This is a genomic window from Pseudomonas sp. B37(2017) (genome assembly GCF_002112885.1).
Lineage (GTDB): Bacteria > Pseudomonadota > Gammaproteobacteria > Pseudomonadales > Pseudomonadaceae > Aquipseudomonas > Aquipseudomonas paraglycinae.
On the sequence record NZ_NEIX01000005.1, the window covers coordinates 260303 to 275049 of the forward strand.

A 14747-nucleotide genomic window follows, 5' to 3' on the forward strand; every position below is an offset into this window, starting at 1 on the left:
AAGCCACCTCATCACACCGTTCAAGCGGCCCGGCTGCCCGGGCCGCCGCTGCCGTCAGTTCCACAGGCCGATCTTCTCCAGCTCCTGCTTGAAGTTGTCGCGGGTGATCAGGGTGACGTCGTCCATCGCGGTGTACTTCGGCGGTTCCTTGCCGGTGGTGACCCACTCGTACATCATGCTCGCGGTGTTGTAGCCCTCGATGTGCGGGCTCGGCAGCATCGAACCGTAGAAGCCGCTGTTGGGCTTTTTCAGCTCGCCGATCGCATCGGTGCCGTTGATGCCGATACCGATCACGTTGGCCGCGGCAAACCCGGCGGCTTCGGTGGCGCGCACGCCGCCGAGCACGGTGTTGTCGTTCATGCCGCCGATGATCAGGTTCTTCGCCGCGCCCGGCAGCTTGACCAGCGCCGAGTTGGTGGCGTCCATGCTGCCCGGTACGTCGAGGGTTTTCAGAGCGGCTGTCAAAATGTGATCTTTCGGCATGCCCGCGTCTTCGAGGGCCTTCATCGAGCCGTCGGTGCGCTTCTTGCCGGTGTCGAGTTCGTTGTAGGTGTTGACCACCGCGTAGGTGTCTTTCCAGTCCCAGTTACGCTTTTTCGCCTCGGCGGCCATGGCGGCGCCCTGCTTCTGGCCGACTTCGAACGCGGCCATGCCGAGGTACGGCACGTCTTCCATGAACTTGCCATTGGCATCGACGAAGCGGTCGTCGACGGCGATGACTTTCAGGTCATTGAGTTTGGCCTTGGCCATGATCGCAGGGCCGAGGGACACGTCCGGCGGGCAGATGACGAAACCCTTGGCGCCGTTGGCCGCGAGGCTGTCGATGGCCGAGAGCGTTTTCTCACCGTCCGGTACGGCGATCTTGATCAGCTCGAAGCCTTTGTCCTTGGCAGCTTTCTCGGCGAAGGCCCATTCAGTCTGGAACCACGGCTCTTCGGCCTGCTTGACCAGGAAACCGATCTTCACCGGATCGGCGGCCAGCAGCGAACTGCTCAGGCTGAACGCAGTGACCGCCAGAGCGGTACTGCACAGGGTACGAATCCCGAAACGACGTTTCATAAGCAGACTCCTTGTTATTTTTCTTGAGCGTTATTTGAAAAGCGTTACAGCGGTCGAAGCGTTTCCCGCAAATCATGACGACAATAGTCATATCGTATGATGATTGGATTTCAGGCGGAGCTTGCCACCTGAAATCCGGATTTTTCAGTCGTGGTACATCACCGAGCGACCACCATCGATGGTGATGCACGAGGCGTTGATGAACGGCGCTTCATCACTGGCCAGGAACACGGCGGTCATCGCCACTTCAATCGGCTGCCCGATGCGTTTCGGTGGGTGCAGATCGAAGGCGCGCTGACGTTCGGCGTGTGGGTCGGCGAAGCCGTTCCAGTAATCGACGTTGAGCTGGGTTTCGATGTAGCCCGGGGCGATGGCGTTAACGCGAATGCCCTTCGGCGCGTACTCGATGCCCAGCGCGCGGGTCAGCCCGAGCAAGCCGTGCTTGGCCACCGGGTACGGAAAGCAGCCGGGAATGATGTTTGTGGAATGGGTCGAGGCAATGTTTATGATGCTGCCGATGCCTTGCTCGATCATCTGCGGCAACACGGCTTTGCAGCCGTACCAAGCGCCGTCGAGGTCGATGGCGAAGCAGCGTTTCCAGTCTTCTTCGGTCATTTCCAGCGGATCACGGAACACATTGACCCCGGCGCAGTTGACCAGCACGTCGATGCGACCGTGCAGCTCGATGGCCAGTTTGGCCATGGCATGCAGATCCTGCTGACGCGAGACGTCGGCCTTGATCGCTTGCACGTCGGCGCCCTGCTCGCGCCAGTGCGCGGCGACTTTCTCGACCTTTTCAGCCTGGATATCGCTGATCACCAGTTTGGCCTGCTGCGAGGCGAAGGTCGCGACGATTGCTTCGCCGATGCCTTGAGCGGCGCCGGTCAGCAGCACGACCTTGTTTTTCAGGCGCTCACCTTTCGGTGGCTCGGGCACCGGTGGCAGGGACAGAGGTTCAGCCATGAATCAGGACTCCTGTTCGAAAGCATAAAAAAACCGGGCATCTGACGATGTCCGGTCTGGAAGGCTTGTGGAACAAAACAGGCGAGCGCACGCCTCAGTACCTAAACGGCCCGAAGCGCTGACTCCGCTGTGGAGTGCGATGGAAATTCGCTGCATCACTTCACCTGTTTTGTTCTTTTTAAGTGTGAGTGCGTGTTACTGCTGGAGCCGACTATAAACCCGACCACCGAATAATCTCAATATATAATTTTGCATCCCATATTTTGGGATTTAACCGGCAAATCGCGTACAGAGCTTTCCGGCGACGTCCACTCGCAAAGACAGCACGGCGCCGTCCAGCGGGTGGTTCAGCGGACTTTTGGCGCTGGTGATGTACAGGGTTTTCAGGTCGGCGCCGCCGAATACGCAACTGGTCGGGCGGCTGATCGGCAGTTCGATCTTGCGATCGATCTGGCCATCCGGTGTCAGACGCAGCAGGCAGCTGCCGTCCCAGCGGGCGTTCCACACATAGCCTTCCGCGTCCATCGCTGAACCGTCCGGGCCGCCGTTCTGATCGGCGCTGTACCAAGGCTGGGCGGTGTCGAGGTTGCCATCGGTGTGGATGAAATAGCGGTACAAAGTGCTGTCGAGACTGTCGCCGAACAGCAGCGTGGTGCCGTCGTCGCTCCAGAGCAGCGTGTTGGGAATGCCCAGGCCGCGCAGCAATGGCGTGACGCGTTTATCCGGATCAACCCGGAACAGCCCGCCGGAGCGACGGGTGATCGGCAGATCCTCGCCCTGCTCGCCGATATTGTTTTGCATGGTGCCGAGCCACAAGCGGCCCTGGCCATCGCAACGTGCTTCGTTGGCGCGATTGCCCGGCTGCGGGTCGGCGACGCAGAACAGCGTCAGTCGCGGCTCAAGTCCGGGGGAATCGAGATCGAGCCGGTAGACGCCGCTGCTCAGGGTCACCAGCGCGTCGCCGCTGGCGCAAGGAATGAACGCCGAGACGTGCTCCGGCATCTGCCAGATCTGCACGTTCTGCCCGATCAGCCGCAGCGCCTGCTGGCCGGCGATGTCCACCCAGTACAGCGCCTGGGTCGGCGCATCCCAGAACGGGCCTTCGCCCAGTTGCGCCCGATGTTCTGTCACCGCAGTCCACGTCATGCAACCTCCTGTCTTGTTGTTTTTGTCAGCTGGCTTTTTTGTCGGCCATCACCTGCGGGTAGAACCGCTTGATGGCCAGGTCGGCATTGTCGATCAGGGTCATGCAGGCCCACACCCCGCGCGCGGCATCCCGGGCGGCGATGGCGTCGGCCATGTCTTTGTGGATGGGCAAAGTGCGGCGCAGTTCGTCAGGATCGGCCGCCGAGACTTCGAAGGACACGGCAAGCAGCGCGCCGAGGGCCGGCACCATTTGCTCGATGAATTGATTGTGGCTGGCGGCGAGAATGCATTCGTGGAAGAACTGGTCGGCGCGGTTGTAATCGATGCCGCTGTCGACCGCCCGCTCGAGCGCGTTGTAGGCCTGCTGCACGGCTTGGACCTGTTCGACGGTCGCCCGCTCGCAGGCCCAGCGCACTGCCATCGGTTCAATGGTGCGGCGCAGGTCGAGCAGGTCATCGACGAAGTTTTCCGGCAGGCCGCTGCGTGACAACCAGCCCACGACTTGCGGATCGAACAGGTTCCAGCGCTTGATCGGCAACACCCGCGTGCCGACTTTCGGCCCGACTTCGAGCATGCCTTTGGCGACGAGGGTCTTGATGGCTTCGCGGATCACGGTGCGGCTGACCCCGAGCTGCTCGCCCAGATCGGCCTCGACCTTGATCGCCTGCCCGGGTTTGACCTGGCCGGCGGCAATCCAGGCGCCCAGCCAGTCAACCGTTGATGCGTGAAAACTGCTCGACATGGACACCCCGAAGCCGTTCGCTGTGGATGCCCACGCTAATCATCATACGATTAAGAGTCAACGACAAAAAACCGCAGCCTGCTTTCACAGACTGCGGTTTTTTTAAGGTTCGAGACTGATGCGGAAGAACTCGCCGCCGCTCCAGACGCCGAGCCAGCGCTGGCCATCGATTTCACGGCTGACTGCCAGTTCGACCAATTGGTAGAACACGTTGCGGTGGATTAGCGCTTCGAGGTTGGTGCGTACATGCACGTAAGGTGCGGGCTCTTGCGTGGTCGGATCGATCTCGACCCGGATCGGATGTTCCGCGCCGGCCTCGGTGGTTTCATCGACGTTGGTGGTGAAGCGCAGCACTTGCGCCTCACCCTCGCCTTCCACCTCGACGGCAATCGCCACGAATGGCGCGTCGTCGACCTTGATCCCGACTTTCTCAACCGGAGTAATCAGGAAATAGTCATCGCCGTCGCGGCGGATGATGGTGGAGAACAGCTTGACCATCGGCTTGCGCCCGATCGGCGTGCCCAGGTAATACCAGGTTCCGTCGCGGGCGATGCGCATGTCGATGTCGCCGCAGAAATCCGGGTTCCACAAGTGCACCGGCGGCAAGCCTTTGGTTTTGGGGATTTGCCCCAGCAGGTCATTGGCTTTTTGCGGGCCACTCATGGCGTACTCCTTGAATTACTGGTCCCCGACGCCCAGCAGGCTGCGCGCGTACTGCGCAAGCGGTGGGCCGATCAGGTCTTCGGGCTTGTTGTCGTGGAACGTCAGTAAACCGCCACGACTCTTGATCCGTGCAGTATCAATCAAATACTGGGTGCTGGTCTCGATCAACATGATCTGAATCACGCCGCCGTCGATACCGAGGCGATCCACTGCTTCCTGATCCAGCCATTCATCGGAGTTGCCGATGCGGTCGTCCGCCTTGGCGAAACGGGTGTACAGCAGGTAGTGGGCACCGGCGTCGCGAGCTTCGCCCATCGCCTGATCGAGGCCTTCCGGCGCGCGGGCGCGGCGGACCATCGGGAAGTATTCGACGAAGCCTTTGAAGGCCTCTTCGGCGACGACGTTGGGACGCGGGTAAGAACCACCCGGCGGCGCGAACGAGCCTTGCGCAATGTAGATGAACGAATCCGGCTGAATGCGGAAATTGTTTACGCGACGGCTGTCGCTGTGATCCAGCAGCCCAGCGTCGCTCATCTGGTAGCGAGTCCCTTCGGCCATGTCACTGACAGTCATACAGCCGCCCAGCGCCAAAACGGCCAGCAGCAAAACCAGGCTACGCATCCTAATCCTCCAGAAGCCGGTGACGGAAAACCGGCGAATGGCCGTAGGATGCAGCTTTTGCGCCAGTCCTTGGAAATGTGCAGGTATCCGCTTTGAAATAAGACTTTGTGGCTAAACCGGACTTAGCCGCCGATGATCTTCATAACGGTGGCGCCGCCGGAGAATGCGACTTCCTGCTTGTCGCCCAAAGCCTTGACCAGCAGTCGCTGCAACGCCGGCAGCGCTTCGTGACGCGGCTTGTCGAGCAGGTCACCGACGTAGTGGCGGTTGCTCGACGACAGGCAGCCATGCAGCCATCCGGTCGACGACAGGCGCAGGCGCGAGCAGGTTCGGCAGAACGGCACGCTTTCGTTGGCGATCACGCCGAAGTTGCCCCGACCGGGAATCGCATAGCGAACCGCCGTGGCGTCCACCGGCGCGTCGGTTTGCGCGTACTCGTAATGTTCGCCGATCAGGCTCAGCAGCTGTTGCAGGCTGACGAACTGTTGCAGGAAGGCATTGGAATCAGAGGCCAGGTGGCCCATGCGCATCAGCTCAATGAAGCGCAGCTCAAAGCCGCGCTCGAGGCAGTAATCGAGCAGCGGCATCACCTGGTCGAGGTTCTGTCCGCGCAACGGCACCATGTTGACCTTGATCTTCATCCCCGCCGCGGCCGCCTGATCCATGCCATCCAGCACGGTGGCCAGATCGCCGCCACGGGCAATGCTGCGGAACGCGCCGGCGTCCAGGGTATCGAGGGAAACGTTGATGCGTCGCAGGCCGGCATCGACCAGCAGCGGGAGTTTTTTCGCCAGGAGCTGACCGTTGGTGGTCAGGCTGATGTCTTCCAGGCCCATCCTGCCGACGGCGCTCATGAAGGATTCGAGCTTGGGGCTGACCAGCGGCTCGCCGCCGGTGATGCGCAGGCGCTCGATGCCGGCGGCTTCGATCAGATAGGCCACGCCACGTGCCATGGCCTCGGCCGACAGTTCATCCTGCGCAGCCACCAGCCGCTTGCCGTTGGGCACGCAGTAGGTACAGGCGTAATTGCAGGCTGAAGTCAGACTGATCCGCAAATTGCGAAAACGCCTGCCTTGACGGTCAACGATCATGAAGCACTCCGGCGATGGAAAATCGAGCGGCTAAAACTTGACTCACAATTCAAGTTTTAGCAAGCCCTATGCCTGAGTATATTCCTGCGGTACTGCGCCATGTAGCGAAAAACACGGCGCATAAGGCGACTGAATGACTCAGCTGCTTGGGGTTTCAGGGTCACGCTTGCGCTTGTTGCCCATACGCACGCCGATATCCATCAGGAACTGGAAGAAACCTTCCTGATCTTCCAGCACATTGCTCCAGAACGGCGAGTGATACAGCGCCACCGCGCCGTGCACCAGCGCCCAGGAAGCGCAGTAATGGAAGTACGGCGGCACGTCCTCAAGCTTGCCTTCGCTGATGCGGCCCTTGATGAGCAGCGTCAGACGTTCGAAGTTCGAGGCACGGATCTTGTGCAGCTCCTCGACCATCTCGGGCACCTGATTGCCCTTGACCACCTTCTCTTCCAGGCGATCGAACAGGCGATAGCGCTGCGGGTCGCGCATGCGGAATTCAAAGTAGGCACGGGACAGCGCTTCCTTGTCCTTGTCGACATCGGCCGAATGCAACAGCTCGTTCAAGTCGCGCTCGTAATCGAGCATCAGGCGCAGATAGATTTCGGCCTTGGACTTGAAGTGCTTGTAGATCGTGCCTTTGCCGATACCCACGGCATCAGCAATCATCTCGACGGTGACACTGTCTTCACCTTGTTCGAGGAACAGCTTGAGCGCGGTATCGAGAATTTCTTGCTCGCGGCGACGAAACTCACGGACCTTACGAGGTTCTTTGTGCATAAGAAAAGGTCTGTAGGGGTCAAAATTCGAAGCCGCGTATTATGCCTAACTTGCGCAAAAATGCACGGATCATCCGACCATATCTGTGTTTCTTGTTCATTTCACGAACGTTTCGGGGGGAATGAGAACATAACCGAAGCGAACGTATTCCAAATTTGTTTAAAAACCCCGGCCGGCCAACTGGACTCGGCGCCAGACTGATCAATACTTGAACTGTCGGGCGACATCTCCCCCAAGTGTCGCGCCGGTAAAGGTACCAAGGGACCGCGTGCCTTTGTTTTACTCCTAATGGTCTTAACCCGGATTCACCCCCCAGAACCCGGGTTTTTTTTGCCTGCGATTCAGGCTTTTACATTCGCAAGCGGAAACAGTCGCTTGAAATTCTCGGTGGTCTGCTCGGCAAAACGCTCGTAGTTCTCGCCGCGCAGCATCGCCAGAAACTCTGCCACTTCCCGCACGTATTGCGGCAGGTTCGGTTTGCCGCGATAAGGGATCGGCGCCAGGTACGGCGAATCGGTTTCCACCAGCAGGCGATCGGCCGGAACCTTGCTCGCCACATCGCGCAGCGCGTCGGCATTGCGGAAGGTGACGATGCCCGACAGGGAAATGTAATAACCCATGTCCAGCGCTGCCTTGGCCATGTCCCAGTCTTCGGTGAAGCAATGCAACACACCGGCCTGGGGCAAAGCGGCTTCGCGCAACAATTCAAGCGTGTCGGCGCGGGCGCCACGGGTGTGGATGATCACCGGTTTGCCGGTCTGCTGCGCAGCTTGCAGGTGCAGACGGAACGATTCCTGCTGCAGTTCGGCGGCTTCTGGCTCGTAGTGATAGTCCAGACCGGTTTCACCGATCGCCACCACTTTCGGGTGATTGAGCTCGTGCAACAGCCAGTCCAGCGCCGGCGCCGCGCCCGGCTGCACATCCAGCGGATGCACGCCGAGCGAACAATCGACGTCGTCGTAACGCTCGGCCAGGGCTTTGACGTCGGCCGCGTTGTCGGCGCTGACGCCGATACACAGGAAGTGTCCGACCCCGCGCTGACGGGCCGCATCCAGCGCGGCATCCAGTGAACCGTCGTGAACGGCGAGGTCGAGGCGATCAAGGTGACAATGGGAATCTACGAGCATAAAAAGGACTGCAACTTACATCGTATGAGTGGGACGGTCGGACTTCAGGGCTCCGGCCAGATGAGTTTCGATGCGACTGCGCGCGGTGTTGTCGCCATCGTTGAATTGCACGCCGACGCCGGCTGCGCGGTTGCCTTGGGCGCCCTTGGGGGTGATCCAGGCCACTTTGCCGGCCACCGGAATCTTCTCCGCTTCATCCATCAGGTTCAGCAGCATGAACACCTCGTCGCCCAACTTGTAGCTCTTGTTGGTCGGGATGAACAGGCCACCGTTCTTGATGAACGGCATGTAGGCGGCGTAAAGGACCGACTTGTCCTTGATGGTCAGGGACAAGATGCCGTTGCGCGGCCCCGGGCTGACAGGTTCATTCATGTTGACCTCCACTGCTGATGTTCAGAGTCTAGGTACACATTCTTATCTTTGGCCAGGCAAGCTCGCCCATTGCACCAGCAACGCTTCCAGCAGCAACGCCGCGTTGAGGTTGGCCTTGCTCAGGACTTTCTGGCGCTGGGCGAGAATCCAGTCCTGAATATCCAGCACTTTAGGCTGAGCACTTTTCTGCGCCAGATACTGCACGACCTTGCGCATGTCGGTCAGGCCGAGGCCTGCTTCATCCTGGGTCAATTGATAGCGCAGGATCAGGCTCGACCAGTCGCAGAACCAGTCGAACAGCCGCAGCATCGGAATGCTTTTCCATTCCTCGGCCAGTTGTGTCGGTGATTGCTGCTGTTTGAGCAGCTTCTTCACGCCTTCCACCACCTGCGCGCGCTGTTCACGCACGCCCTGCCCCTGCAACGTGACGGCGGCCAACGGCGAGCCGGCGGCCAGGGTCAACAGTTCGACACGTTCGTCTTCGGAACATTCCGGCAGTGCCTGAGCCAGCCATTGCAGGCTCACGGATTCGCTCGGCAGCGGACAGGCCTGCTGCACGCAGCGGCTCTTGATGGTCGGCAACAACCGGCTCGGCTGGTGGCTGACCAGCAACAGCACGGTATCGCCGGACGGCTCTTCAAGGCTCTTGAGCAAGGCGTTGGCGGCGTTGATGTTCATCGACTCCACCGGCTCGATCAGCACCACCTTGCGCCCGCCCAGTTGCGCGGTCTGCACCACGAAACTGACCAGATCGCGCACCTGGTCGACCTTGATCGCCTTATCCGCTTCTTCCGGTTCGAGGATGTAATTGTCCGGGTGGCTGCCGGCCTTGAGCAGCAGGCAGGATTTGCACTCGCCGCAGGCTTCAGGCATCGGACGCTGGCACAGCAGGCTGGCCATCAGCCGCTCGGCCAGCGCGCGTTTGCCGATACCGGCCGGGCCATGCAACAGATACGCGTGGGCGTGCTGAGTGCGACCGGCCAGTTGCTGCCAGAGGCTGTCCTGCCACGGATAGGCCTCAGCCACGGCTCAACTCCAGCAAGTTCGGAATCAGCGTATCCAGCGATTGTTGAACCTTGGCCAACGGCTGGCCGGCATCGATCCGCACATAGCGCGCCGGATCAGCTTCGGCGCGCTTGAGGAACGCACTGCGTACGGCCTCGAAAAACTCACGGCCTTCCAGCTCGAAACGATCCAGACGTCCACGGGCGCTGGCCCGGGCCAGGCCGATTTCCACCGGCAGATCGAAAATCAGCGTCAGGTCGGGACGCAAATCGCCCTGCACGAATGTCTCCAGCGCCGCGATGCGCTCCAGCGACAAGCCGCGACCACCGCCCTGATAGGCGTAAGTCGAATCGGTGAAACGATCACACAGCACCACCGCACCACGGGCCAGCGCCGGGCGAATGACTTCAGCCAGATGCTGGGCACGGGCGGCGAACACCAGCAGCAGCTCGGTGTCCGGGTTCATCACTTCGTCGACCGGGGCCAGCAACACCTCACGAATGCGCTCGGCCAGCGGCGTACCGCCGGGCTCGCGGGTCAGCACCACTTCGATACCGGCGGCGCGCAGGCGCTCGGCGAGGTATTCGCGGTTGGTGCTTTTGCCGGCGCCTTCCGGGCCTTCCAGGGTAATAAACAAGCCAGTCACAGGCAGTCCTTAATCAAAGTCATTGCGTGTTTTGGGGAGCGGACGCTTCCGGCTCCGGCGTCGGCGCAGGCTCTTGAGCAGGCGGCTGCGGCAACGATTCCGGTGCGGTATCGGGCGAGGCGGCAGGAATCGCCTCCTCGGGCGCGGTCGCCGGCGCCGGGCTCGAGCGGTAATCCGCGCGCCGCTTGAGCTGGTACTCGCGCACCGCGTTGTTGTGCGCGTCCAGATCATCGGAGAACACATGGCTGCCATCGCCACGGGCAACAAAGTAGAGGCTGGTGCCATCCACCGGGTTGAGTGCGGCGTGAATGGCTTCACGTCCGACCATGGCGATCGGCGTCGGCGGCAAGCCGGGAATCATGTACGTGTTGTACGGCGTGGCTTCCTTGAGATGCGCACGAGTCAGTTTGCCGTTGTAGCGGTCACCCAGGCCGTAGATCACCGTCGGATCGGTCTGCAGCTGCATGCCCAGCGCCATGCGCCGCACGAAGACGCCGGCAATCTGGCCACGCTCCTGAGGCACGCCGGTTTCCTTCTCCACCAGCGACGCCATGATCAGCGCCTGATAGGGCTCGGTGTAAGGCACGTCGGCGGAGCGTTTTTCCCACTCCTTGGCCAGCACTTCGTCGAGGCGGTCGAAAGCCTTTTTCAGCAGTTCGGTATCGGTCACACCGCGCACGAAGCGGTAGGTATCGGGGAAAAAGCGGCCTTCAGGGAACAGGCCCTTGTGACCGATTTTGGCCATCACATCACTGTCGCTCAGGCCGTTGAGGGTCTGCTCGATCTTTTCATCTTTGGCCAGCGCGGCGCGCACTTGATGGAAATTCCAGCCTTCGACCAGGGTCAGGCTGTACTGAACCACATCGCCGCGCTTCCACAGGTCGATCAGGCCGTTGACGGTCATGCCCGGCTGCATGCGGTATTCACCGCTGTGAATCGGCGTGCCGGCGAGGTTGAAACGCCAATAGACCCGCAGCCAGAAAGCGTCCTTGATGACGCCATCGGCTTCGAGTCCAAGAAAAGTACGGGTCGGGGTGGATCCCTTGGGCACATCCAGCAGTTCTTCCTGCGTGATGTTCAGGGGCTGTTCCAGTGCCGAATGAATCTTCCAGGCGCTGGCGCCCAACAGCAGCCCTGCCAGAACCAGTCCGGTTTCCAGCAGCAGCAAAAGTTTACGTCTCACGAATCAGGCATCCAGTAGCGCGCGGGCAATGGTTTGCAGTTTACGGGTGAGCGGGCCAACCGGCCAGCTCAGAGCAGCACAGGCGCGTACCGGCCAGACGCCATACACGCTGTTGCAGACAAAGACTTCATCCGCCCATTGCAGCTGTTCGAGGGGGATGTCGGTGATTTGCACGGGGATGCCCAGGGACTCGGCCTGAAACAATATTTCTGCGCGCATCACCCCGGCCACGCCGCAGCGTTTCAGGTCCGCCGTGATCAGCACACCGTCACGCACCAGGAACAGATTGCTGAACACGCCTTCGATCACCCGACCGGCCTGATCGAGCATCAAACCTTCGGCATGCTCACTGTCCTGCCATTCGGCGCGGGCAATAACCTGTTCCAGTCGATTGAGGTGTTTGAGCCCGGCGAGCGACGGTTGTCTGGACAAACGCGTGCTGCACGGAAACAGGCGAACGCCCTGCTCGGCGTGGGCCGCTGGATAAGCGGCGGGAGGATTGCCTTGCAGAATGCGTCGGCCCTGCGCCGAAGGATCCGGCGCATAACCGCGCAATCCGTCGCCACGGGTGAGGATGAGCTTGAGCACGCCCTCGCCCATTGCGGCGGCATAGGATTGCAGCTCATGGCGAACCTGCTCGATGTCGGCTGCGATGGCCAGACGCGCACAGCCATCGGCCAGTCGCGTCAGATGCCGATCCAGCAGCAACGGCTGACCGCCACGCACGGCGATGGTCTCGAACAGACCGTCGCCGTAAGCCAGGCCGCGATCTTTCAGCGACAGAGCGTCAGCCGGCAGACCGTCGACCCAGCAGTCCATCAGCCGGCGAACCGACGGAACGCCAACGTGCCGTTGGTGCCGCCAAACCCGAACGAGTTGGACAGCACGACATCGATGTCCATGTTGCGCGCGGTATGCGGCACGAAATCGAGGTCGCAGCCTTCGTCCGGCTCATCGAGGTTGATGGTTGGCGGCGCCACCTGGCTGTTGATCGCCAGCACGCTGAAGATCGCCTCGACCGCGCCCGCCGCACCCAGCAGGTGACCGGTCATGGACTTGGTGGAGCTGACCGCCAGCTTGTAGGCGTGATCACCGAACACCGACTTGATCGCGTTGGCTTCAGCGAGGTCGCCGGCCGGCGTCGAAGTGCCGTGGGCGTTGATGTATTGCACTTGATCGACGTTGATCTTCGCATCGCGCAGCGCATTGGTGATGCAGCGCGCGGCACCAGCGCCGTCGGCGGGTGGCGACGTCATGTGGAAGGCGTCGCCACTGGTGCCGAAACCGATCAGCTCGGCGTAGATGGTCGCGCCACGGGCCTTGGCGTGCTCGAGCTCTTCGAGCACCAGGGCACCGGCGCCGTCGGACAGTACGAAACCGTCACGACCCTTGTCCCACGGACGGCTGGCGCGGGTCGGCTCGTCGTTGCGGGTCGACAGCGCACGGGAAGCACCAAAGCCGCCCATGCCCAGACCGCACGCGGCCATCTCGGCACCGCCGGCAATCATCACGTCGGCTTCGTCGTACATGATGTTGCGCGCCGCCATGCCGATGCAGTGCGTACCGGTGGTACACGCTGTGGCGATGGCGTAGTTAGGCCCCTGTGCACCCAGGTGGATGGACAGGAAACCGGAAATCATATTGATGATCGAGCCAGGCACAAAGAACGGAGAAATCCGGCGCGGGCCAGTCTCGTGCAGGGTGCGGCTGGTTTCTTCGATGTTGGTCAGACCGCCGATACCCGAACCCATGGCCACGCCAATGCGTTCACGGTTGGCATCGGTGACTTCCAGACCGGCATTGCGTACGGCTTGAAAGCCGGCCGCCAGACCGTACTGAATGAACAGGTCGAGCTTGCGCGCTTCCTTGACCGACAGGTATTCCTCGACATTGAAGCCCTTTACCGAGCCGCCAAAGCGGGTGGAATAGGCAGAAAGGTCGGTGTGTTCGATCAGACCAATGCCACTGCGGCCAGCCAGAATGCCCTGCCAACTGCTCGGCACATCCGTGCCCAGTGGCGACAACATACCCATACCGGTGACTACGACGCGTCTACGCGACACAGCACTCTCCTTTTTCAAATGACGACTTTGCATCAGGCCTAAAGAAAAAACCGCACGCCATGATGGCAGTGCGGTTTTTCCATGACAGCAAGCAACGATTACAAACTATTACGCCTGGTGGCTAGTAACGTAGTCGATTGCAGCTTGTACAGTAGTGATCTTCTCAGCTTCTTCGTCAGGGATTTCGGTCTCGAATTCCTCTTCCAGAGCCATCACCAGCTCAACGGTGTCAAGGGAGTCGGCACCCAGGTCTTCTACGAAGGAAGCGGTGTTGACCACTTCTTCTTCTTTAACACCCAGTTGCTCGGCAACGATTTTCTTGACGCGCTCTTCGATGGTGCTCATACCTTGTTTTCACTCCTAATGGACAAATTCAGGCAGCTGGCCAGTGGGTAAGTGTATAGAAAGACTTTTCAGCTTTTCAACTGAAAGCTTCACTCCTCAAACCCTGCGGCCCTCTGCCTATAAATAGATTGCAGCTTTATAACGGATTTTAGACAGCTCGTATGACATTTTTTTGAAGCAATCCGTCACATTTGAATTACATGTACATCCCGCCGTTAACCGGGATTGTAGCCCCGGTCACGTATGCCGCACCGTCGGATGCAAGAAAAGCGACCACGGACGCGATCTCTTGAGCTTGTCCCAGACGGCCCAGCGGAATCTGCGTCTGCAAGGCTTCACGCTGTGCTTCAGGCAGCTCGCGAGTCATATCGGTGTCGATGAACCCAGGGGTTACCGAGTTGACCGTAATCGAACGCGAACCGACTTCACGCGCCATGGCACGGCTGAAACCTTCCAGACCGGCCTTGGCGGCTGCATAGTTTACTTGGCCAGCGTTGCCCATGGCACCCACCACCGAGCCAATACTGATAATTCGGCCCCAACGCGCCTTGGTCATGCCGCGCAGAACGCCCTTGGACAGGCGATACAGACTGTTCAGGTTGGTATCGATCACGTCGTACCACTCGTCGTCTTTCATGCGCATCATCAGGTTATCGCGGGTGATGCCGGCATTGTTGACCAGAATCGCCACCGGCGCACCGAACTGCTCCTGAATGCTCGCCAGCACCTTGGTGACCGACTCATCGCTGGTGACGTTCAGTTCGAAACCTGCGCCCTGGATGCCGTTTTCCTTCAGGGTCGCAGCAATACGCTCGGCGCCCGAAGCGGAAGTCGCGGTGCCAACAACGATGGCGCCCTGACGACCCAGTTCCAGTGCGATAGCCTGGCCGATGCCACGGCTTGCGCCGGTGACCAGTGCAACTTTACCTTGCAGACTCATGCAA

Annotated in this window: 17 protein-coding genes; all 17 read right to left on the bottom strand. The window is 60.5% G+C overall.

Annotated features, from left to right (window positions below; genetic code table 11):
• Positions 1–54 precede the first annotated feature (54 nt).
• The 17 genes from CAF90_RS15435 to fabG all read right to left on the bottom strand — a co-directional run bounded on the left by CAF90_RS15435 (position 55) and on the right by fabG (position 14743).
• Positions 55–1059 (bottom strand): substrate-binding domain-containing protein, encoded by a 1005-nt coding sequence (locus CAF90_RS15435; protein WP_007950821.1) that lies wholly within the window; start codon positions 1057–1059, stop codon positions 55–57.
• Between the two features lie 144 nt (positions 1060–1203).
• Positions 1204–2022: an SDR family oxidoreductase gene (locus CAF90_RS15440; protein WP_011335425.1), complete on the bottom strand. Its 819-nt coding sequence runs from the start codon at positions 2020–2022 to the stop codon at positions 1204–1206.
• Positions 2023–2292: 270 nt separating this feature from the next.
• Positions 2293–3168 (bottom strand): SMP-30/gluconolactonase/LRE family protein, encoded by an 876-nt coding sequence (locus CAF90_RS15445; protein ID WP_085607313.1) that lies wholly within the window; start codon positions 3166–3168, stop codon positions 2293–2295.
• Positions 3169–3193: 25 nt separating this feature from the next.
• On the bottom strand, positions 3194–3910 hold the full coding sequence (locus CAF90_RS15450; RefSeq protein WP_007950814.1) for a FadR/GntR family transcriptional regulator: 717 nt from the start codon (positions 3908–3910) through the stop codon (positions 3194–3196).
• 102 nt (positions 3911–4012) lie between these two features.
• Positions 4013–4573 (bottom strand): DUF1285 domain-containing protein, encoded by a 561-nt coding sequence (locus CAF90_RS15455; protein ID WP_085607315.1) that lies wholly within the window; start codon positions 4571–4573, stop codon positions 4013–4015.
• A 15-nt stretch (positions 4574–4588) separates the two neighbouring features.
• The gene (locus tag CAF90_RS15460; RefSeq protein WP_007950810.1) at positions 4589–5194 is read right to left on the bottom strand and encodes a DUF4823 domain-containing protein; all 606 of its coding nucleotides are present in this window, start codon (positions 5192–5194) and stop codon (positions 4589–4591) included.
• Positions 5195–5316: 122 nt separating this feature from the next.
• Complete coding sequence (locus CAF90_RS15465) at positions 5317–6285, bottom strand: GTP 3',8-cyclase MoaA (protein WP_085607317.1); 969 nt, start codon at positions 6283–6285, stop codon at positions 5317–5319.
• A 138-nt stretch (positions 6286–6423) separates the two neighbouring features.
• Entirely contained in the window at positions 6424–7062 is a 639-nt protein-coding gene (locus CAF90_RS15470) for a TetR/AcrR family transcriptional regulator (RefSeq protein ID WP_007950805.1), read from the bottom strand.
• A 341-nt stretch (positions 7063–7403) separates the two neighbouring features.
• Positions 7404–8189, bottom strand: a complete 786-nt coding sequence (locus tag CAF90_RS15475) for a TatD family hydrolase (RefSeq protein WP_085607319.1) — start codon at positions 8187–8189, stop codon at positions 7404–7406.
• Between the two features lie 15 nt (positions 8190–8204).
• Positions 8205–8561 (bottom strand): PilZ domain-containing protein, encoded by a 357-nt coding sequence (locus CAF90_RS15480; RefSeq protein WP_007950801.1) that lies wholly within the window; start codon positions 8559–8561, stop codon positions 8205–8207.
• A gap of 42 nt (positions 8562–8603) precedes the next feature.
• Complete coding sequence (locus tag CAF90_RS15485) at positions 8604–9587, bottom strand: DNA polymerase III subunit delta' (protein WP_085607321.1); 984 nt, start codon at positions 9585–9587, stop codon at positions 8604–8606.
• On the bottom strand, positions 9580–10212 hold the full coding sequence (gene tmk, locus CAF90_RS15490; RefSeq protein ID WP_007950797.1) for a dTMP kinase: 633 nt from the start codon (positions 10210–10212) through the stop codon (positions 9580–9582). Before tmk ends, CAF90_RS15485 begins: the two co-directional genes overlap by 8 nt.
• A gap of 19 nt (positions 10213–10231) precedes the next feature.
• Positions 10232–11395, bottom strand: coding sequence for an endolytic transglycosylase MltG (mltG, locus tag CAF90_RS15495; protein WP_085607323.1), 1164 nt, complete (start codon positions 11393–11395; stop codon positions 10232–10234).
• A 3-nt stretch (positions 11396–11398) separates the two neighbouring features.
• The gene (gene pabC / locus CAF90_RS15500) at positions 11399–12214 is read right to left on the bottom strand and encodes an aminodeoxychorismate lyase (protein WP_085607325.1); all 816 of its coding nucleotides are present in this window, start codon (positions 12212–12214) and stop codon (positions 11399–11401) included.
• Positions 12214–13458 carry a beta-ketoacyl-ACP synthase II gene (gene fabF, locus CAF90_RS15505; protein WP_007908259.1) on the bottom strand — a complete coding sequence of 415 codons (1245 nt, stop codon included), beginning with the start codon at positions 13456–13458 and terminating at the stop codon, positions 12214–12216. The genes pabC and fabF overlap by 1 nt, the downstream gene beginning before the upstream one ends.
• A gap of 108 nt (positions 13459–13566) precedes the next feature.
• Positions 13567–13803: an acyl carrier protein gene (gene acpP / locus CAF90_RS15510; protein ID WP_003175607.1), complete on the bottom strand. Its 237-nt coding sequence runs from the start codon at positions 13801–13803 to the stop codon at positions 13567–13569.
• 196 nt (positions 13804–13999) lie between these two features.
• The gene (gene fabG, locus CAF90_RS15515) at positions 14000–14743 is read right to left on the bottom strand and encodes a 3-oxoacyl-ACP reductase FabG (RefSeq protein ID WP_007950790.1); all 744 of its coding nucleotides are present in this window, start codon (positions 14741–14743) and stop codon (positions 14000–14002) included.
• Between the last annotated feature and the right edge of the window lie 4 nt (positions 14744–14747).